Here is a 19,494-nt window from a genome sequence, read left to right as displayed (position 1 = left end):
TTTATCTAGTTGCATTAACTTCTATTACACCTTCATAAACACCTTTGAAAACTTCCGCAAATGCACTAACTGTGCTTTCTAGTTCCTTCTTAGTATTGTCAATTCCGCCTACTTCAACTAGCAGTGCATTCTTCGAAATATCTTGATTATAGATTCCATTACCCTCTAATCTTGACTTTATATAAATTCCCTTACTTAACCCGGGATATTTTCTTTCAAGCCCTTCGTGGATAATCTTTGCAAAAGCAAGATTTTCTTCATAATTTTGGTGTTCTTTTCCAACGACAAAATATATTCTGGCATATTTAATTCCACTTATAGTAGCGGTTGTACTTTCTTTTCTAGCTGAATCCCTGTGTATATCAATGTAGTATTCAAGCGTTGGGTTTTGCGTTGCAGCAGTCGTAACATATTCACGCGACAAACTGTAGGAATTTTGATAATTCCATCCTCTTTTCCTTAATGCCTTTGCAACGTTTGAGGTGTTATGAAAAGTATTAATTCCATATTTTTCAAGTTTTTTGGTAAGCATGGCTCCAACAAGCACAACATTTTCGCTATTATCAACACTAGACGAATCACTCGGTTTAACATTTTCATCAATTAATGGTAGATAACCTTCCCAACTATGAGAGTGGTAAATGTATACGGTGGGATTTCGAGCTTCTTCATCATTCTTATTATTTTTTTCTTCTTCAGATGTTGCTAAATTATCCTCATTATCAGATTGATTCTGTAGAAGTTCATTAAAATCTGGAGGAGGTGATTCCTCTGGTAGATTTGTGTAGTCGGACCCTTTTCCTGCTATATAGATCTCCGTGTTGTTTATATTAAGGCCAGGCATTTCATTTTCAAGTAATGTCATAATGTTATCCTTTTTAATTCCAGTAACTGCCTCAAGCGCCAGCCTGGATAGTGACGGAGATTGTAATTTATCATTCGAGCTTCCTAGTTGAGGTAATTCTTCGCCCAACATGTATAAAAATGTATTGGTAAAGGGTTCTGAGTTTATAATACTTTCGAGATTTTGGGAATGTAATATTTTTACTTGTAAGGAAGGTGTACTAATAATTAATGTTACAGAAAATGTAATAACAATAAAAACTACTATAAATTTGAATAGATTTGAATTACTTCTCTTATTCCTTCTATTTTCCATAGTATCACCTCTAATTGAATCTATGAACATGGAAGTCAAAATAGAAGTTTTTATTTATAATGTGACTGAATAAAAAAATCTTTAAAGTAAAAGTTAAATGGTGTAAAAATAAAACGAAGAAAGGGAGTATGTATATGGATAACGCAAATCTTCAACAATGTATTACTGAATGCGAAAGTGCATTAGGACACTTGAATAAGGCTTTGTCACATGCTGATGCAGGAGCTAAGCCTAAAATGCAACATGCTGTTCAGGATTTAGAAGAATGTATTTCTGCATGCCGTGAAATGCTTTAAGCTTAACTACTTTTTAGTAAACCTGGTTCTTTAGTTAGTAGAACCAGGTTTATTTTTTGTGATAACAAAGAACTCCACAATTTCCTCACAAATATATACTATAGTTGAGAGGAATCTGAAATCATGGAGGATCATAATGGAAGAAGTTAATCTGTTATTGGCACTAGCTGCAGGAGTTTTATCATTTATCTCACCTTGTTGCTTGCCTCTTTATCCAGCATTTTTATCCTATATAACAGGAATATCAGTTGATGAGTTGAAAAACGGCAAGGGAATTCTACAAAAACGTGCACTACTCCACACCGCATTCTTTTTAATTGGTTTTTCTATTATATTTATTGCATTAGGATTTTCTACCTCTTTATTAGGTAAACTATTTATTAATTACGGGGACTTGATCCGGCAGCTTGGTGCAATTTTACTGGTCGCGATTGGGCTCATCATAATCGGGGTGTACAAACCCGCGGTTTTAATGAAGGAAAAAAGATTGACAATAAAGGACCGACCTTCTGGTTATCTAGGTTCAATTGTCATTGGCTTTGCTTTTGCAGCAGGGTGGACTCCATGTATGGGTCCAATACTTGCAGGAGTGATTACATTGGGAGTTTCCAATCCAGATCAAGCAATATTTTACATGATTGCGTATGTTCTCGGCTTCTCCATTCCATTCTTTATCATGTCTTTCTTTATCGGAAGAATGAAATGGATAAAGCGACACAATCGTTTAATGATGAAAATTGGCGGAATTATCATGATTCTAATGGGATTTGTACTATTTTTTGATTGGATGACGAAACTGACTTCTTTTTTAGCGAGTAACTTTTTCAATGGGTTTACAGGATTTTAATGCTCTACTTTTTATTTTAAAAAAAAACAAATTATCAAGGAGTGTAAAAAATGAATAGGGCAATCGTATCGATTTTTATAGGGATCTCGCTGTTATCTTTACCTCTAACAGCGTTTGCACATGGCACAGCCGAGGAGCATGCAAAAGAAAATACAATTAATTTTTGGGATTACGGATTAATTGCTTCGTTGGTATTAGTAGCAATATTCCTTACCTTGTATATAGTAACTAAGAACAAATTGAGTAAGCTAAATTTGAAGAACAAATCAAATCGGGAGAAATTTAAAGCGTTACAAATTCAAAATAAAATCCATAAATGGGGTTCCATCATCTCACCATTATTAGCTGTAATCTTTTTAATCGTGGCTAATATTGCAACTGAGGATAAAGTAAGATTTACCCATATTCATGGTCTTGGTTACACAAGTGATGGAGAGGAAATAATTGTCCCAGCTCACGATGGATTAAGGGTTTTAAAAGATGGTGTTTGGCATGTTGCAGAAGTGGATCAAAATGACTATATGGGATTCACGATGTTTGATAACGGATTTTATAGTAGTGGTCATCCTGGTTCTGGTTCAGACTTACCAAACCCACTTGGAATCGTGAGAAGTACAGATAAGGGTAAAACAATTGAAACACTTGCTTTAACAGGCGAAATTGATTTTCATGGCATGACAGTCGGCTATCAAACCGAAGAAATTTATGTTTTTAATCCTTCACAGAACTCGCAGATGGAACAGCCTGGATTCTATTATTCGACAGATCAAACGAAAACATGGAAACAAAGTAAATTGGCTGGACTTGAGGGACAAGCACTTGCTTTATCCGCTCATCCATCTGAGCAAGGTGTAGTAGCTTTAGCAACAAATCAAGGAGTATTCTTGTCAACAGATTATGGTGACAATTTTGAAAAACTACCAATAACGGGCGCAGTGTCAGCGGTTTCTTTTGGTCATCAAAATAACCTGCTGGTAGCAACGCAAACCGACCTTTATCACTATGATTTATCTTCCACCGAGGCGACTAAACTTAGTATTCCGAATTTAGGGGAAGCCTATATAACGTATATCAAACAAGACCCAGCGAATAAGGAGGAATTTGTTTTTGCTACAAGTAATAGGGATATCTATCTATCAAGTGATGGCGGAAACACATGGGAACAAAGTGTTGATAATGGTGTAGCAATAACACAGTAAAAGTGAGGGTTGTTCATGCAAAGTAGAATTCTTGTTGTGGACGATGAATGGAATATGCGGAACCTAGTAAAAATCTACTTAACACAAGAGAATTATTACATCGATGAGGCAAAGGATGGAAATGAAGCACTAAAAATGGTGCAAAGCACTTCATATGACTTAATGGTTTTAGATATCATGCTTCCAGATATAGATGGTTGGAAAGTGTGTGCTAATATCCGAAAAACGAATCAGCTTCCCATCCTGATGTTGACAGCTAGAAGTGATATCAAAGACCGCGTACAGGGATTAAATCTAGGTGCCGACGATTATTTGATTAAACCATTTGCGCCTGAAGAGTTAGTTGCTCGTGTCAACGCATTAATCCGTCGCTACGCAAGCGTTGAGACCAGTAGAGCAGCAATCTATTTCGAAAACCTGACTATAAATGGTGAAAATAGAGAGGTCAAGGTAAATGGAGTATACATTGATTTAACGCCAAAGGAATTTGATATCCTCACCGCGGTGGCAGATCAGCCGCGTAGGGTATTCACTCGGGAAATTTTACTAGATAAGATTTGGTCACAAAACGAGTTTCGAGATTTACGCGCAGTTGATACCCATGTGAAAAATATTCGGGAAAAATTACGGAAAGCAGGTCTATCGTATAATCCAATTAAAACCGTTTGGGGTGTAGGCTACAAATTTAACACTTCTGAGGATCGAACGTAATATGAATAAAATAGTTGTCAAACTAGGCGTTACGATTATGGTCTTGTTCTTAATCGTTTTATTCCCTCTTGGCTATGTTGCTAATCAGATTTTTACTAATTTTTACTATAGTCAAGCCCAGGAAGAATTAGCGAGTCTTTCCCAAAAATATGCCCAAACAATTACAGCATTGGATGATCAAGTTATCCTAAATATGTTCAGAAACCTTGCCGATTTGACCAACAAAGATATTTATATTGTCGATGCAGAGGGAAACGTAGTAGCTGATTCAGGCATAAATAAAATTAGTCCATTTAGGAAGGATCGTAACGCGTTAATGAATGGAGAGTCTATTAAAATAGAAGTAATTGACTCCGAAACAGGCATCCGTTATCTTGGTTCTGGCTCACCAATAATTCAATCTGGTACATATAAGGGAACCTTTTTTGTACTAACCCCTATTAATGATGTTCAGGATCCGATTGACAAAATCGGAGACCTACTCCTGCTATCTGCAATTGGGGCGTTGTTGTTAGCATTTGGATTTACATTTGTTATATCTAGAAAAATGTCAGACCCACTTTTAGCAATGGAAAAAGCAACCAGAGAAATTGCAAAAGGAAATCTGGACGTTCGGTTAGACATTTCTTCTGCTGATGAATTAGGCTCACTTGGCCAAGCAATCAATGATTTGGCATTTGAGACAAATAGATACCGAACTAATCGTAAAGAATTTCTCGCAAATATTTCACATGAGTTACGAACACCCATTTCATATATTCAGGGATATGCGCAGGTAGTCAAACAGGGACTTTATAAGTCAGAAAAAGAAAGAATTCAGTACCTGGACATTATAGATAGTGAAACAGAACGTATGGTTAGGCTAATTAACGACCTATTTGATTTATCAAAAATGGAAGAGGGTAAATTATATCTGCAGTTTTCGATGACGGATGTTGTAGAAGTCGTTGAATCTTCTTTTGCCAAAGTTAACTTGGAACTTAAAAATAAACAAATAACGTTAAAAAAAGAGATAAAAGGTCATATTCCATACTTGGAAGCGGATGGCATCCGGTTAGAACAAATTTTTACCAACTTATTACGAAACGCAATACAATATACGGAAGAAGGGGTAATTACTTTACGTGTATGGAGTGACAAGTTTCACATTTACGTGAGAATTGAAGATACAGGAATGGGAATCCCTAAGGAAGATGTACCACTTATTTTTGAACGGTTTCATCGTGTGGAGAAATCACGTTCGAGAGAGCTAGGTGGAACTGGATTAGGATTAGCTATTGTAAAAAATCTCGTTGAACTCCAAAACGGAACTATTTTCGTTAAAAGTGAGTTAGGAGAAGGTACAACATTTCAGCTTAGTTTTCCAATAGTTAATGAGGAGGCTTTATGAAAAAATTAGAATGGTTAATAGCCATAGTATTAATCATAATGGGATTGACTTGCCTCACGGTATCTGCAACAACAATGTTGGAAACTGAATCGTTTGGCTCCTATTTAAGTACATTTGTTCATCTCTGTATGTGGATGGGGCTACCAGTGTTGGTCGTTGGAGTTATTTATATTATTTATCTTAAAACAAAAAATGATCAGGGCAAATAAGGTGGGGAATCTAGTTTTCCCACCTTTTTCTTCCTTGTTGAACTATGACAGGGAAATAAGTATATATCTAATCTTTATAAATTAAAGGTGTTCTTGGCTTAATAGGAAGGGGCATTCTATGTATCAAGTTTTTAGTGACATTAGTAATTTTCTAAGTGATCCGTTTTTTACTTTAGCGAATCAGTGGGAAGGAATCCCACTTTTATCTGCTTTCATACTTGGTCTTGTTGGCGCGCTCGCTCCTTGTCAGTTTACAGGAAATATAGGAGCAATAACCATATATGGAAATCGTTCATTACAGCAAAAAATCCCGTGGTTACATATATTTCTATTTATGTTAGGGAAAATTGTGGTCTTTTCGGGACTTGGACTTATCGTGTGGATTTTAGGCAATGAATTTCAAGGGAAATTAACAATGGTAATCCCTATACTTAGAAAGACAATTGGTCCACTGTTAATTTTAATCGGAATCTTTATGGTAGGTTTCTTAAAAATGCGTTGGACTATTTATATTGGTAAAATTCCAGAACGGTATTTAAAAGATAGTAAGTTGGGAAGCTTTTTAATGGGGGTTAGTTTTACATTAGCCTTTTGTCCGACCATGTTTATTCTATTTTTTATGACGTTAATGCCAGTTGTTCTTTCCACATCCTATGGTGCAGTATTACCACTTATCTTTGGTGTAGGAACATCGGTACCTTTACTAGTTGCTATTTTCTTGATTTGGTATTTTGGATTAGGTGGAAAGTTGATGAAACAAGGTAGAAATTTTGGTCGAATAGTACAACGAGTAGCAGGTTGGTTACTAATTGTTCTTGGTATTTTGGATACATTAACGTATTGGTAATGTAATGCACTATCGGAATAAATATAGTACGGGCTTAAACATTTAATGATGGCACAATTTATAAAATGGTTGCGAAAGGCGATGAAAAACATGATGTCCATGATGGGTGGTAGTATGATTCTTAACATGATCGTATGGACTATTGTATTAGGAATTCTGCTATATGGAGTTTTCGTATTACTATCTAAATTATTTGGTGAAAAAGGATATTCTTCTATAGAAATTCTTAGAGAAAGATTTGCACGTGGGGAAATTAATGAAGAAGAATTTAAAGAAAAAGAAGCTATTTTAAGAAGTAAGGAATAAATTTTTTAATCATCACAGTTTCAACAAAATTATTGTCTATAATAAAGTTGTCCTAGTAATAATGAATAAAGGAGACGATGAAATGAAACTAAAAAAAGTACCATTTGCGTTATCGTTTGCTTTTGCCACCCTTTTGGTAATAGGAACAACCGTATTTGCCCAAGAGCCAGATAGCAATGGAATGGGAAATATGATGAATGGTAATGGGACGATGAACATGATGGAGAATAGTAACATGACCAATATGATGCAAGCAATGAATTCACCTGAAGTTCAGAAGATGATGAAAGCTTGCGGTGACTTCATGGAATCCAATGGTGACAACAAAGAAGATAGGTAACAATTTTCACTCCCTATTTATAAGGTCTCCATATGAGACCTTATTTTAATCTACATTGATCTTCCAGAGGTGAATAAAAATGGGAAAATGGTTTTCACAAATTTATGATTTAGCACTGAAGCCGCTCGAGCAAACTACATTTAAGAAAATTCGAAGGAAACTGGTAGGCAATGCTGCTGGAAGGGTTCTGGAAATTGGTTATGGTACAGGGGTGAATTTTCCTTACTATAGAAATGCAATACAAGTAGATGCGATTGAACCAAATCCCTTGATAAGGGATCGTGCAGTCAAACGATTTCAAAACCAAAATCCACACATTCCCATCCATACTTATTTAGCCGAAGCTGAAAATCTTCCTTTTGCTGATAATACATTTGATTCAGCAGTAGCGACGCTTGTGTTTTGTACCATTCCAGAACCAATAAAAGCTCTTCAAGAATTAAAAAGGGTTTGTAAACCTAATGCAGAAATATTACTCTTTGAACATGTCAAAGTAGACCAGGTATTTCTAGGGAAAACACAGGATGTATTAACTCCTTTTTGGAAAAAAGTTTGTGATGGATGTCATTTAGATTGAAATACCTTGGAACTGTTGAAACAATCAATTTTATTAATCATGGAAGTGAATTCGTATTATAAGGGGATATTTTTAACTATTAGATGTTTTAATAAATTTGCGATTTAAGTTTTAAACGGAAATAGAATGATTGCGAATTTTAGACTTATCATTTCATTTTTGTTGAAAGAGAGCCCAACTGAAAAAGCTTTCAAAGGGTCTCTCACAAATAGTTGGAAATATCATCTACATTGCCTCTTTAATTCCTTTTTTTACTAGCCACCAGTTGGCAGGATAACTTGTCAGGAACCCTAAAATTAATGCTATCTGCATCATAAACCAAAATGTTGGTTCATTTGGTTTAGGAGGAGTAGAAAAAAGTATATATTCGACAATTGCCATCCAACCGAACATCCCAATTTCAAAAGAAATTAAGGCAAAAGAATCAGCTTTTATTGCATTCTTGAGTGACCTCAAAACACCTTTATCCTTATTCATTGGATAGATTGCATAAAATTGAAAAATAATCCCAAAAACATAAGCTAATATAAATTCAATCACATAGTGAGCAAATAATGTTGATCCAGCTATTGTCAAAGCTGTTATAAATACAATAGGAACACCGACAGCATCACCTAAAGAACATCCTGCAGAACAGTGGCTAGTTGATACAAAAACTTTGCCTGGTTTACCACGATTGTCTTTCTTTTTAATTCCACTCGCCTTTATGCGCCCCCACTTAAAATAAGTCCACAATGCAATAGGGCCAAAAAACAATGCATTTATCGACCACACAAAGTTCATGACCTTCATTTCCTGTGGATATTTTAGCACATCTACTATAATTATTATTGAACTTATAAATCCTATTGCAATCATGAACCAAGAGACTATTTCTAACATTTTATCACCTCTAGAAGGTTTTTACCCAGTGGAAAAAGAAGATAAACGTTTTTAAATTCAGGTAATCTTTGACCTTTTTACTGCATTTGGTTTAAAGTGTTTACACAGGGAAACATTTTAGTTTTAGTGCATAAATTGTATAGAAATATACTTAAATAGGGAGTGGGAAAAATGATGGATTTTTTTCAGGAACTTCATCCTGTAATACAAGCCACATTTGCAACATTATTTACTTGGGGGATGACTGCACTTGGAGCAGCTATCGTATATACTACAAAAAGATTTAATCAAAAATTATTAGATGGGATGTTAGGTTTTGCGGGTGGGGTAATGATTGCTGCGAGTTTTTGGTCTCTTTTATCTCCTGCATTAGATATGGCGCAAAAAAGCAGCACACACGCCTGGGTACCTGCAGCGGTCGGTTTTATGTTGGGAGGAATCTTTCTTTCGGGTATTGACAAGTTACTTCCCCATTTACACCCAAACGCACCAATAGAAGAAGCAGAAGGAATAAATTCTAAAAAAAAGAAAAGAAGTACGTTACTTGTGCTTGCCATTACGTTACACAATATTCCAGAAGGGTTGGCAGTAGGAGTTGCTTTTGGCGCTGTTGCAAATGGTTCACCATCTGCCACTTTAGCTGGTGCAGTTGCTTTAGCGATAGGGATTGGTATTCAAAACTTCCCAGAAGGGGTTGCGGTGTCAATGCCTCTTAGAAGAGATGGTATGACTCGGAGAAAAAGTTTTCTGTACGGACAATTCTCAGGTATGGTTGAACCTATTTCCGCTATAATTGGGGTTTTAGCGGTCTCATTCGTTGAACCACTTTTACCGTACGCATTAAGTTTTGCTGCAGGTGCAATGATATTTGTAGTGGCCGAGGAGGTAATACCTGGTTCACAAGAAAACGGTAATAAGGATTTAGCTTCCATGAGTTTAATGATTGGTTTTACTGTAATGATGATACTCGATGTAGCACTCGGATGATAATATGGAATAACCACAATAAGTTCTAATTTAAGTGAAAAGTTTGCAAGTTGTGTGGGAAGGCTAATCCAATGTGGTTAGTCTTTTTTTTCAACTACATAAAATCTACAAATTTGTTTGTTATGCTTTCAATTGGACAAGGAGTGATTGCGTGAACTTAGATCAAGTAAAAGCTAACAAAAGTCGAAAAAAGCGGAACCGATTTATATTTCGTATAACCATTTTAGTAATCTTACTTGCTGCAGTAGGATATGCTTTAGTTTCTAATCTAACCAAAGATACTACCAAAATTGACGTGGGTTCAATGGCGCCTGATTTCAAGCTTAAGCAAGTTAATAATAATAATAAAATGGAAACAGTTAAACTCAGTGATCTAAGAGGAAAAGGTGTCATGTTGAATTTCTGGGCTACGTATTGTAAACCTTGTGAAGCCGAGATGCCTTATATGCAAAAGCTGTATCCTGAATATAAGAAAAAAGGAATTGAAATTGTTGCAGTGAGTTTAGACTCGACAGAACTTGTAATTGACCGGTTCATTGATAAATACAATTTAACTTTTCCTATTCCGCATGATAATACTGGGCAGGTAATGGAGGAGTATGGAATTGGTCCGATTCCAAGTACCTTTTTTATCAATCCAGAAGGTGAGATCGTTAAAATAGTAGCAGGCGCACTAACATTGGAAAGTTTAGAAGGTTATTTTAAGCTTATCCTTCCAGAACAAAAATAAATTATACCTATAGGGGGTATTTACACATGAATAAGATTAAGGTCTTACTTTTATTAGTATTGGTAGTTATAGTAACAGCATGTACAAATGAATCATCGTCGGTTAGTGAGGATAATTCAGAATCCTCAAAAGAAACCGTTACCGTCAAGACAGTAGATAAAGAAGGAAAAAAGGTAAATGAAATCAACATCAAAGCTCAAGAAACAACTTGGATGTTAAGTGATGATAATATGATTGATGCTTGGACGTATGGTGGTACAGTTCCGGGCAAGGAGGTACGTGTAACAGAGGGAGAAGTTATAAAGGTGAATTTAAAAAATTCACTACCGAAACCTGTTACAATCCATTGGCATGGTTATCCGTTGCCTAATACGGAAGATGGGGTTGCTGGTGTTACACAGGATGCAGTTCCACCGGGTGAGTCCTATACGTATGAATTTGTTGCAACTGTTCCAGGTACTTACTGGTATCATAGTCACCAAAATAGTGTAGAACAAGTGGATAAAGGGCTTTATGGGGTACTAATTGTAGAACCTAAAGAAGGAGTAGACGCTGACCGTGACTATACACTTGTACTGGATGAGTGGCAATCCAATCCGCATGAGGGAATGAATATGGACGAAGGCATGAATATGGATGGAATGGATCACGGTGATTCTGAAAATGATATGCAAGGGATGAATGGTGGACAAATGATGATGGGTCACGACATGTCATCGTATAATATTTTTACTATAAATGGTAAAACATATCAAGCTAACGATCCATTGGTAGTTAAAAAAGGGGATAAAGTAAAAGTAAGGTTAGTGAATGCAGGATATATTGTTCACAAGATTCATATTCCAGTAGATTATAAGGTTACACACGTTGATGGGCAACCAGTAAACAATCCTTCACTTGAGGAAGGTGCTGTTCTTGAAATAGCACCAGGTGAAAGATACGATATTGTTTTTAATGCAACGTCTGGTCAGAATTTTACAATCGATGATCATACAGATATGCCTGGTGCGAAATATATGAAAATGGATGTAGTTTATGCAAACAATAAAAATGGAGAAACCATTCATGAAAAGACTGCTGATAAGGTTAATTTGATGAATATTGGTGAAGAGACAAAAGGAAGTTTTTCATTAGAAGATAATTTTGATGTTGAATATACAATGGACTTAGGATCAAAAATGGATATGGGATCAAGTATGGGGATGGCGTATACGATTAATGGAAATGCCTATCCAGATGTACCTCCATTAAAGATAGATAAAGGCGATCTCGTTAAGGTCACGTTGCGAAATGATGCTGGCGGGGATGATCCAGAAGCTGTTCACCCAATGCATTTGCACGGTCACTTTTTCCAAGTGTTAAGCAAAAACGGTGAACCAGTAAAAGGTTCGCCTATAATGAAAGACACACTTAACATAAAACCTGGTGAGGAGTACGTTATTGCATTTAAAGCTGATAACCCTGGAAATTGGCTTTTTCATTGCCACGATTTACATCATGCTACTGCAGGAATGCTGCAATTAGTCAAATACAATAACTTTGAGGATTTCGAACCAAGTGGTGATGTAAACAATATTACTGAATAATCGTTTAGAAAGAGATTGCTTAATAAATAGCAATCTCTTTTTGCACTGGTTAGAAATAATTATTGACCCCGTACCATAGTCTAAGGTGCATACTAATATTGAGGAGGAGATGAAATGGAAGGATTAACAATAAGTCAAGTAGCAAAAGAAGCAAACGTAAATGTTGAAACCATTCGATATTATGAAAAACGGGAATTAATTTCTGAACCTCCTCGAACGGAAGCAGGTTACAGGAAATTTCCCCAAGTAGTCATCCAAGATATTAAATTCATTAAACGTACGCAGGATTTAGGCTTTACTCTTCAAGAAATTAAAAATCTTTTAGTTGCTTCAAAAGATGAACGTTTTCGTTCAGAAGAAATACGAGATTTTGCAATAAGTAAAATGAAAGAGATTGAAATGAAAATTCATGATTTAAACCAAATGAAAACATTGCTTGAAGATTTGGGGAAAAAGTGTCCTGGATTTGGGGTTTCAAAAGGTGAATGTCCAATTATTCAATTTTTAAAGGAGTGAATTAATTAAATGGCAAAACGATTAGTTGAAGTATTTACAGCAGGTTGTAGCATTTGTGAAGGTGCTGTGCAACAAGTAAAAGATTTAGCCTGCGATAATTGTGAAGTAGTAGTTTATGATCTTAATAAAAAATGTGACACACTTGAATGTGAGGTAAAATCACATGAATATGGCATAAAGTCTGTTCCAGCCGTTGCAGTTAATGGCAAGCTGATAAGCAGCAATGGGATAGACACTAATGTATTAAAAACAGCTGGATTAGGCCAATAAACAACGACGGCAAGGGTAAAATTCATACCCTTGCTTTTTTATGGAAAGGCACACTTGTGGTTTCTTTTTCATACAGTATTAGGGGAATACCCAAGAATGACGAAGGAGGCTTTATATGACTGCCTTACCTGCTGTAGATTTAGGGATAATGGCTGAACATCTGTCAGCTCATGAAGGTGTCATCAACAAATTGGAAGTTTATCAGGCAAATGTTTCAAATTTAGATCTAAAAGAAATAATTGTTCTACAAACCAACATGATGCGAGCGCATGTGAAAATAATGTTAGCCTTCATAAATCCAGAGGAGAATGGCTATATTGAAGTACCGAAGATTTCTAGTTATTTAAGAGCTGAATATCATAGCTTGCGGGAGGATAGTCCAAACAATAAGTGGATAGCATTGGAGGCACATACAACCGCAAAATGTATGTCGAACACTAATTATACTTCTGCCTTAATGATGCAGAATAAGAATGTGAGAAACGCTCATGTTGAAATGGCATTACAACAACTTCAGGTACAGGAAAAATATGCAGCATTTATAAAAGAAATGGGTTGGGCATTTGTTCCAAAGGTATCGACTCAAGATCAATTAAACACGTACCAACATTTTAAACACATACTCGATGAATAGCTGTATAAATAGTTCTGTTTTAGTAAATAAATCAGAACTATTTTGTGTTTTTATCAATAAATTTTTAATAGAAGTATTAAATTTTTATTACAAGACCATAAACTCCACACTTTCTACACAAAATAAGTTAACAATACAAATTACTGCATTATTTTTAAAAGGAGTAATTTACCATGCAATTATCACAAATAGTAAAAGATCTTAATGTGGAAAATGTTCACTACGTGGATAAACCATCTAATAGCACGATTAAGGGGGTTGCAGAAAATTCCGCCGAAGTTAAGAGTGATTACATGTTTGTAGCTATCAATGGTTCTCGAAGTGATGGGCATGATTATATCCAAAGCGCCATCATTAATGGTGCAAGCGTTGTCGTTGGTGAGAAGGACTTGTATGGTTTAGCTGTTCCATATATTAAAGTAAATAATAGTAGAAAGGCTTTAGGTATAATTGCGAGGAATTTTTATGGTAACCCGTCAATGAATAAATTGATAATTGGTGTAACAGGCACAAATGGTAAGACTACTGTTACTCACCTTATTAAGCATATACTAGAAAAAAACGGTTTAACTTGTTCAATGATAGGGACAATTAAAAATGTTATTAATAGGGAAGTAACTTCCTGTATAAATACCACCCCAAGTTCGCTTGTTTTACATAAACTACTATCCACCAGTAATGACGATGTTGTTATTATGGAGGTATCTTCACATGGTTTGAAACAATTTCGTGTCGAGGGTATTCAGTTTGATTTTTGTCTATTTACTAATCTTGACCGAGATCATTTAGATTACCATACATCAATGGATGAATACTTTAAAACGAAATCATTGTTATTCGACAAGTTAAGAGAAAATGGACAAGCTATCATAAATACTGATAATCAGTGGGGTGAGAAATTAGAAAACAATCTGAAATCAAATGGAAGAAAACCATTTACCATTGGAACATCTGAAAATAGAAATTTGGAGATAATTGATTTTTGCCTTAAAAATTCTACAATAAAAGTAAATCAGAAGCACAATGAATTATACATTTATTCTCCAATGCCAGGAATTCATAATATGTATAATGCATTAATGGCATACGGTGTCGCCACACTTATTGGGTTAGGAAAAAATGAAATTATTTCTTCAATGTATGATTTTACAGGAGTCGAAGGAAGGTTTGAAATTGTAAAACTTGATAATGATATTACAGTAGTTATTGATTATGCTCATACAGCAGATGCTTTTTCACAATGCTTGAAAACAGCAAGACTTTACGGTGCAAAAAGACTAACGCATATCTTTGGTTTTAGAGGTAATAGAGATATAAGTAAAAGAAAAGAAATGTTGTCAGTTAGTGCAAGATTAAGTGATCAATATATACTAACCTTAGACGACTTAAATAGTGTTACAATTAAAGAAATGATGAATAATATGGAGCATTTGCAAACGGAGTTTGGAAATGATAAAGGATTAATAATCGAGGATCGAACCATTGCAATAAAAAGGGCCATGGAACAATGTATCCCTGGTGACTGGATCGTCATTACTGGAAAAGGCCATGAAAAGTATAGGGAACCATATTATTATCCGACCCAATCTGATAAAGAAACAGTTATTTACACTAGTATTAATAAAGAAAAAAAATGTATAACATGATTGAAGAGGCTGGCTATGTTTAATAAATTATCTATAAAAATCGGTTCACTATTCTTTGTGTTTATTTTATTTATTGAATCCTTTTTATTTTTTATTCTTTATAATAATCTTGTACACAATAGAATAGATGAAGTGATGGAAAGCATTCTAGCACGTGGTAATACACATCGAGACGTCTTAGAAGAAAATTATAATCAATCAACAATAGAATATGTTGGAATAATGGAATCTTCCTCGGAATTTGAGGTGGTAATAACCGATAGATCAGGTAACGTAATTGTATCTTCCGATAATCTTGATCAAGAAATGTTAAACGTGATGAAGCATACAGAAGGAACCATTATCCCTAAAGAGGGAAAAGTCGTTGAAGATCGATGGAGGGAAAAAGAATACATCGCTACTGAAAGTCCTATTACAATTAATGGGGAACATAAAGGTCATGTTTATATGTTTGCCGATACAAGCAGTGTGAAAAAGGTTGTTGATCAATTAAATCAACAATTTATTGTTGTGGGTGTTATAACAATTGTTTTGACAATTATTACAGTTTTTATTTTATCCAGACTTATCACGATTCCTCTTATAAAGATGAAGGAAGCAACAGAGCAATTAAGCTTGGGAATGACTAAGGTTGAGTTAAATACAGCGCGTAAGGATGAACTCGGAGAATTAGCAAGTTCCATTTCAAGATTATCCTATGACTTAGAACGATTGAAAACAGTAAGGAATGATTTTTTAGCAAACATTTCACATGAGCTAAGAACACCGCTCACTTATATAAAAGGATATGCTGATGTAATTAACCGTCAAGGTATTTCTAGCAAAGATAAGGTGGAATACATCTCAATTATTCGAGAAGAAACAGAACAGTTGACAGGATTAATCGAAAATCTATTCGAACTAGCAAAAATGGACCAAAATAATTTTTTAATTGAACGAGAAGAAGTGGTTTTATCTGAGTTGATTCAATCTTTAGTTAACCGTATTAGCCCTATGTATGAGGAAGAAAATATCAAATTAACGGTAAACAGCACTGACGACATTGTTGCTTTTATAGATCCAGAACGAATTGAACAGGTATTGATAAATATCTTGGATAATGCAAGAAAACATACTTCAGCTGATGGTCAGGTAACAGTTGAGGTTGTGCAGACTGAAGATGATACTAATATTATAATAAGTGATAATGGGGAGGGAATACCCAAAGAAGACTTGCCATATTTATTTGAACGCCTATATCGAGTTGATAAATCGCGTTCAAGACAAAGCGGAGGGAATGGATTGGGTTTAGCAATTACAAAAGAAATTGTAGAATCTCACGATGGATCTATCATAATTAATAGTGAAGAAGGAAGAGGAACTACTGTTTCCATTAGATTAAAAAGAGGGTGAACATTGTTGCACAAAGTTCTGTTAGTCGACGACGAGAAACGTATGTTAGATTTATTAGCATTGTACTTAGAGCCATACAACTATAAGTATAAAAAGGCATTAGGAGCAAATGAAGCGTTATCAATTATGGATAAGGAATTTTTTGATATTGTTTTACTTGATATTATGATGGCAGAATTGGATGGTTGGGAACTTTGCCAAGAAATAAGGAAGATTTCTGATGTGCCAATTATTATGGTAACCGCGCGAAATCAAAATGATGACATTGTTAAAGGACTGAAGTTGGGTGCTGATGATTATATTACAAAACCTTTTAACGAAGCTGAATTATTGGCCAGAATGGAAGCATTACTCCGTAGAAGCAAACCTACTAACCAAATTGAAATAGGCGGTTTATTGTGGGACGAGGATCGATATGAATTATCTTATAACAAGCGACCAATACAACTAACTCCAAAGGAATTTGCATTGATTGGACATTTGTTAAAAAAGCCTAATCAAGTTTTTACAAGAGAACAGTTAATTGAACTAATATGGGGATTCGATTCGGATACAGAGGGAAGAACTGTTGATTCACATGTACGAAATATAAGGGAAAAAATTAGGAATTCGGGCTTCCATATTGATGATCATTTCAAAACGGTTTGGGGACTTGGTTATAAATGGATTAACTAAAGTTATAAAAAACCTTTACAAAGTTAAGTAATTTATGGAATAGCAATCCACCTTTATTAACAAATCGTTGTAGTGTATTGTAATTTCTAATAACGGTGCAAGTGAATGGTGGTAATATCCCAAATTATATCTGCTTACAAGAATTAGTATAAAATATGTAAAACAATTTTAATGAAAAATCCATTAAAACTGCATATTTCATTGCTACTCTATTTCTGAATTATATAATAAAATCATTTATAAACATTCAAATTATTTGTTTAATAGTCTTTTACCACACTTACTTATTGTACAGGAGGTAATGTTATCAAAAGAATTGCATCCGTGTTAATAGTTATTATTCTTATAGTTATCTTGTATTTTGTATCACAGGTTAATGGTGCTGCGCTAGTATCCAGTAAAACATTTTCGAAACAAGGAGATAACTTTATATTACATATTAGAGTTGAAAATATTGATGAAGGGTTAAAAGTATATCGATCTATCCAGTACGTTGGCCAAAAACCGATTGAAATTAGTCATCATATCCCTTTGATATCGATTACATTTAAGACTAAAAAACACGAATTTACTGGAAAGAAAGTTACGAAAAAATTGAATAATGGCCAAAGCTACTATCCGTATGGTTCCTTAACGTTTAATTCTCCTAAAGAAGGAAAACATAAATTGTTTATAAAGGCTCGTTTCAGTGTTAAAGGAGAACAGAAGACAATATCCCATGTTGAAAATCTTGTATTCGAATAAAAGAAGAAAATTAAGTGTGAGTATTATATATAATATAGATAGCTATTAGTAGGAACAGATTACATTATAAGTTTATTTATTGCAATAAAACTTAAAATATAAAAATCTCTAAAGAATATAAGGGAGTTTATACTTAATTCAAAATCTTTTTTAGTAGAATAGTTTGTGAACAGTTTGAAACATAGATCTGAAATATGTCACCTTTGGTCAAGCATAAGGATTTTCTTAATTCTTTAGGAATCCATACTTTTCCTCTTTCACTTATAATCATTTTGTTATCTAGCGAATATCGATTATTCTTACGGATAATCAATCCAAGGTTATTCAAACCAACAGTGACTTCATCACCAGTCATAAACGATAATGCTTTTCTAATTGACTTTGGAATTGTGATAGAATGTCCGTTGTTTAAAACGCAGGATTGTTCAGTATTAATGAATTTTTTATACCTAGTTTTTATGTTATAAGTATCACACATAACTCAACCCACCTTACTAGTAACTTACATAATCACCATTGCATGACTTCCTGCTAATTCATAAATCTTAAAGAATTTATGAGCATTATATTTTACTTGGCCCTTCAGTGGATCCATGGTATATACGAAATTATTGTTGTAACCAGTTAGTACCACAGTGTGGGAATTAGACAGTGCATCATATTTGTTTTGTGTTCCTGTAAGATACCAAGAATAATCTATTTGTGGCTTTTTCATGTCAGTAGTAACCCATACGATAACAGGTATGCCCATATCAAGCATATTAATTAATTCATTGCGTGTACTTCCACTTATATCTGTTGGTAAGATATCACCATTCACATCTTGGAGAAATTTGTTAGCAGTCTTAACTATAGGGGGAGCATAACTGTAAAAGCCTCCTGGTTCTCTACTAGGATTCCCAACATACGCCTCATACGGGCTAGGACCATATAACCGATTATTACTACGTGTGAATGGTAACTTTGGTAGATAGTTGTTTGCTAAATTTGTTTTTGTTGTTTCATAACCGTAATAATTAAGGACAGCAGCTAACGCAGTAACTTCGCATCCGTTAGGAAGTTCGGGATTTTGTAAAACTGTATCAACTGGTAACTGAATATCTGTAATCTTTACAGTGTTATTCGCAGTCAAACGATAGTCTTTAATATATTTCGGCATTTCATTTTTAGTGATTAACAAATTAAAATCATCATTTAATTCCACAATATACTTTTTAGTGGATATTTCATATGGTTTTTTGATAGTCGTTTGTATTACCTTGTATTCTTTATCTGATTTTAATACTGTTGAGACTGTTTGACCGTCTTTGTCGGTTCTGAGCATCTCAACAGTATTATTAGTTTTCGAATCAATAATTTTATAAACGGTATTTTTTATAGGGTTTCCAGTACTTAAATCAACATTTACAATCGTTAATCGATTCTCGTCCTTATCCAAAAATTCGTGCACTATATCATAAATTTCACTTTTGTTTATGAAAATCAATGTAATGAACATAATGAGAATAAAAAAGAGTAAGGAATTTCGGATGATTAATTTCATTACACACA

General features: G+C 34.5%; 23 protein-coding genes. 20 read left to right on the top strand and 3 right to left on the bottom strand.

What is annotated here, in order from left to right:
- Window position 1 precedes the first annotated feature (1 nt).
- On the bottom strand, window positions 2-1,159 hold the full coding sequence (gene spoIIP, locus ACY9Z2_RS06995; RefSeq protein ID WP_463608904.1) for a stage II sporulation protein P: 1,158 nt from the start codon (window positions 1,157-1,159) through the stop codon (window positions 2-4).
- A gap of 134 nt (window positions 1,160-1,293) precedes the next feature.
- Here spoIIP and ACY9Z2_RS06990 point away from each other — a divergent pair, with 134 nt between their 5' ends.
- From ACY9Z2_RS06990 to ACY9Z2_RS06945, 10 genes are all read left to right on the top strand, one after another.
- Window positions 1,294-1,455, top strand: a complete 162-nt coding sequence (locus tag ACY9Z2_RS06990; RefSeq protein WP_463608903.1) for a hypothetical protein — start codon at window positions 1,294-1,296, stop codon at window positions 1,453-1,455.
- 136 nt (window positions 1,456-1,591) lie between these two features.
- Window positions 1,592-2,302 (top strand): cytochrome c biogenesis protein CcdA, encoded by a 711-nt coding sequence (locus tag ACY9Z2_RS06985; protein ID WP_463608902.1) that lies wholly within the window; start codon window positions 1,592-1,594, stop codon window positions 2,300-2,302.
- 50 nt (window positions 2,303-2,352) lie between these two features.
- Window positions 2,353-3,501, top strand: coding sequence for a F510_1955 family glycosylhydrolase (locus tag ACY9Z2_RS06980; RefSeq protein ID WP_463608901.1), 1,149 nt, complete (start codon window positions 2,353-2,355; stop codon window positions 3,499-3,501).
- Window positions 3,502-3,516: 15 nt separating this feature from the next.
- Window positions 3,517-4,212: a response regulator transcription factor gene (locus ACY9Z2_RS06975; protein ID WP_463608900.1), complete on the top strand. Its 696-nt coding sequence runs from the start codon at window positions 3,517-3,519 to the stop codon at window positions 4,210-4,212.
- A 1-nt stretch (window position 4,213) separates the two neighbouring features.
- Window positions 4,214-5,602, top strand: coding sequence for a sensor histidine kinase (locus ACY9Z2_RS06970; RefSeq protein WP_463608899.1), 1,389 nt, complete (start codon window positions 4,214-4,216; stop codon window positions 5,600-5,602).
- The gene (locus ACY9Z2_RS06965) at window positions 5,599-5,811 is read left to right on the top strand and encodes a hypothetical protein (RefSeq protein WP_463608898.1); all 213 of its coding nucleotides are present in this window, start codon (window positions 5,599-5,601) and stop codon (window positions 5,809-5,811) included. The genes ACY9Z2_RS06970 and ACY9Z2_RS06965 overlap by 4 nt, the downstream gene beginning before the upstream one ends.
- A gap of 118 nt (window positions 5,812-5,929) precedes the next feature.
- Complete coding sequence (locus tag ACY9Z2_RS06960; protein ID WP_463608897.1) at window positions 5,930-6,658, top strand: urease accessory protein UreH domain-containing protein; 729 nt, start codon at window positions 5,930-5,932, stop codon at window positions 6,656-6,658.
- Window positions 6,659-6,706: 48 nt separating this feature from the next.
- Window positions 6,707-6,964 (top strand): SHOCT domain-containing protein, encoded by a 258-nt coding sequence (locus tag ACY9Z2_RS06955; RefSeq protein ID WP_463608896.1) that lies wholly within the window; start codon window positions 6,707-6,709, stop codon window positions 6,962-6,964.
- 82 nt (window positions 6,965-7,046) lie between these two features.
- Window positions 7,047-7,304 (top strand): hypothetical protein, encoded by a 258-nt coding sequence (locus tag ACY9Z2_RS06950; protein ID WP_463608895.1) that lies wholly within the window; start codon window positions 7,047-7,049, stop codon window positions 7,302-7,304.
- A gap of 79 nt (window positions 7,305-7,383) precedes the next feature.
- A complete protein-coding gene (locus ACY9Z2_RS06945) occupies window positions 7,384-7,881 on the top strand; it encodes a class I SAM-dependent methyltransferase (protein ID WP_463608894.1) in 498 nt (165 codons plus the stop codon).
- 225 nt (window positions 7,882-8,106) lie between these two features.
- Here the strand turns inward: ACY9Z2_RS06945 and ACY9Z2_RS06940 are convergent, their stop codons facing one another.
- Window positions 8,107-8,763 carry a DUF4396 domain-containing protein gene (locus tag ACY9Z2_RS06940; RefSeq protein WP_463608893.1) on the bottom strand — a complete coding sequence of 219 codons (657 nt, stop codon included), beginning with the start codon at window positions 8,761-8,763 and terminating at the stop codon, window positions 8,107-8,109.
- Window positions 8,764-8,934: 171 nt separating this feature from the next.
- Here ACY9Z2_RS06940 and ACY9Z2_RS06935 point away from each other — a divergent pair, with 171 nt between their 5' ends.
- The 10 genes from ACY9Z2_RS06935 to ACY9Z2_RS06890 all read left to right on the top strand — a co-directional run bounded on the left by ACY9Z2_RS06935 (window position 8,935) and on the right by ACY9Z2_RS06890 (window position 17,943).
- Window positions 8,935-9,750, top strand: coding sequence for a ZIP family metal transporter (locus tag ACY9Z2_RS06935; RefSeq protein ID WP_463608892.1), 816 nt, complete (start codon window positions 8,935-8,937; stop codon window positions 9,748-9,750).
- A gap of 151 nt (window positions 9,751-9,901) precedes the next feature.
- Window positions 9,902-10,480 carry a thiol-disulfide oxidoreductase ResA gene (gene resA, locus ACY9Z2_RS06930; protein ID WP_463608891.1) on the top strand — a complete coding sequence of 193 codons (579 nt, stop codon included), beginning with the start codon at window positions 9,902-9,904 and terminating at the stop codon, window positions 10,478-10,480.
- A 26-nt stretch (window positions 10,481-10,506) separates the two neighbouring features.
- Window positions 10,507-12,066 carry a multicopper oxidase family protein gene (locus ACY9Z2_RS06925; RefSeq protein ID WP_463608890.1) on the top strand — a complete coding sequence of 520 codons (1,560 nt, stop codon included), beginning with the start codon at window positions 10,507-10,509 and terminating at the stop codon, window positions 12,064-12,066.
- Window positions 12,067-12,180: 114 nt separating this feature from the next.
- Window positions 12,181-12,582: a MerR family transcriptional regulator gene (locus ACY9Z2_RS06920; RefSeq protein ID WP_463608889.1), complete on the top strand. Its 402-nt coding sequence runs from the start codon at window positions 12,181-12,183 to the stop codon at window positions 12,580-12,582.
- 9 nt (window positions 12,583-12,591) lie between these two features.
- Window positions 12,592-12,852: a thioredoxin family protein gene (locus tag ACY9Z2_RS06915; protein WP_463608888.1), complete on the top strand. Its 261-nt coding sequence runs from the start codon at window positions 12,592-12,594 to the stop codon at window positions 12,850-12,852.
- Between the two features lie 115 nt (window positions 12,853-12,967).
- Entirely contained in the window at window positions 12,968-13,486 is a 519-nt protein-coding gene (locus tag ACY9Z2_RS06910) for a hypothetical protein (RefSeq protein WP_463608887.1), read from the top strand.
- Window positions 13,487-13,659: 173 nt separating this feature from the next.
- The gene (locus tag ACY9Z2_RS06905; protein ID WP_463608886.1) at window positions 13,660-15,132 is read left to right on the top strand and encodes a UDP-N-acetylmuramoyl-L-alanyl-D-glutamate--2,6-diaminopimelate ligase; all 1,473 of its coding nucleotides are present in this window, start codon (window positions 13,660-13,662) and stop codon (window positions 15,130-15,132) included.
- Window positions 15,133-15,147: 15 nt separating this feature from the next.
- Window positions 15,148-16,524, top strand: a complete 1,377-nt coding sequence (locus tag ACY9Z2_RS06900) for a sensor histidine kinase (RefSeq protein WP_463608885.1) — start codon at window positions 15,148-15,150, stop codon at window positions 16,522-16,524.
- 6 nt (window positions 16,525-16,530) lie between these two features.
- Entirely contained in the window at window positions 16,531-17,199 is a 669-nt protein-coding gene (locus ACY9Z2_RS06895) for a response regulator transcription factor (RefSeq protein ID WP_463609027.1), read from the top strand.
- Between the two features lie 324 nt (window positions 17,200-17,523).
- A complete protein-coding gene (locus ACY9Z2_RS06890; protein ID WP_463608884.1) occupies window positions 17,524-17,943 on the top strand; it encodes a hypothetical protein in 420 nt (139 codons plus the stop codon).
- Between the two features lie 502 nt (window positions 17,944-18,445).
- Here the strand turns inward: ACY9Z2_RS06890 and ACY9Z2_RS06885 are convergent.
- The gene (locus ACY9Z2_RS06885; protein ID WP_463608883.1) at window positions 18,446-19,486 is read right to left on the bottom strand and encodes a C39 family peptidase; all 1,041 of its coding nucleotides are present in this window, start codon (window positions 19,484-19,486) and stop codon (window positions 18,446-18,448) included.
- Between the last annotated feature and the right edge of the window lie 8 nt (window positions 19,487-19,494).

The organism is Virgibacillus sp. GM2-2 (assembly GCF_055329585.1).
Note: the sequence above shows the minus strand (reverse complement) of the source record. Positions and strands in the feature narration are given on the sequence as shown.

Coding starts and splice junctions, on each gene's coding strand:
- spoIIP (WP_463608904.1), bottom strand. CDS start 1,159: ATGGAAAATAGAAGGAATAAGAGAAGTAATTCAAATCTATTCAAATTT.
- ACY9Z2_RS06990 (WP_463608903.1), top strand. CDS start 1,294: ATGGATAACGCAAATCTTCAACAATGTATTACTGAATGCGAAAGTGCA.
- ACY9Z2_RS06985 (WP_463608902.1), top strand. CDS start 1,592: ATGGAAGAAGTTAATCTGTTATTGGCACTAGCTGCAGGAGTTTTATCA.
- ACY9Z2_RS06980 (WP_463608901.1), top strand. CDS start 2,353: ATGAATAGGGCAATCGTATCGATTTTTATAGGGATCTCGCTGTTATCT.
- ACY9Z2_RS06975 (WP_463608900.1), top strand. CDS start 3,517: ATGCAAAGTAGAATTCTTGTTGTGGACGATGAATGGAATATGCGGAAC.
- ACY9Z2_RS06970 (WP_463608899.1), top strand. CDS start 4,214: ATGAATAAAATAGTTGTCAAACTAGGCGTTACGATTATGGTCTTGTTC.
- ACY9Z2_RS06965 (WP_463608898.1), top strand. CDS start 5,599: ATGAAAAAATTAGAATGGTTAATAGCCATAGTATTAATCATAATGGGA.
- ACY9Z2_RS06960 (WP_463608897.1), top strand. CDS start 5,930: ATGTATCAAGTTTTTAGTGACATTAGTAATTTTCTAAGTGATCCGTTT.
- ACY9Z2_RS06955 (WP_463608896.1), top strand. CDS start 6,707: ATGGCACAATTTATAAAATGGTTGCGAAAGGCGATGAAAAACATGATG.
- ACY9Z2_RS06950 (WP_463608895.1), top strand. CDS start 7,047: ATGAAACTAAAAAAAGTACCATTTGCGTTATCGTTTGCTTTTGCCACC.
- ACY9Z2_RS06945 (WP_463608894.1), top strand. CDS start 7,384: ATGGGAAAATGGTTTTCACAAATTTATGATTTAGCACTGAAGCCGCTC.
- ACY9Z2_RS06940 (WP_463608893.1), bottom strand. CDS start 8,763: ATGTTAGAAATAGTCTCTTGGTTCATGATTGCAATAGGATTTATAAGT.
- ACY9Z2_RS06935 (WP_463608892.1), top strand. CDS start 8,935: ATGATGGATTTTTTTCAGGAACTTCATCCTGTAATACAAGCCACATTT.
- ACY9Z2_RS06925 (WP_463608890.1), top strand. CDS start 10,507: ATGAATAAGATTAAGGTCTTACTTTTATTAGTATTGGTAGTTATAGTA.
- ACY9Z2_RS06920 (WP_463608889.1), top strand. CDS start 12,181: ATGGAAGGATTAACAATAAGTCAAGTAGCAAAAGAAGCAAACGTAAAT.
- ACY9Z2_RS06915 (WP_463608888.1), top strand. CDS start 12,592: ATGGCAAAACGATTAGTTGAAGTATTTACAGCAGGTTGTAGCATTTGT.
- ACY9Z2_RS06910 (WP_463608887.1), top strand. CDS start 12,968: ATGACTGCCTTACCTGCTGTAGATTTAGGGATAATGGCTGAACATCTG.
- ACY9Z2_RS06905 (WP_463608886.1), top strand. CDS start 13,660: ATGCAATTATCACAAATAGTAAAAGATCTTAATGTGGAAAATGTTCAC.
- ACY9Z2_RS06900 (WP_463608885.1), top strand. CDS start 15,148: ATGTTTAATAAATTATCTATAAAAATCGGTTCACTATTCTTTGTGTTT.
- ACY9Z2_RS06885 (WP_463608883.1), bottom strand. CDS start 19,486: ATGAAATTAATCATCCGAAATTCCTTACTCTTTTTTATTCTCATTATG.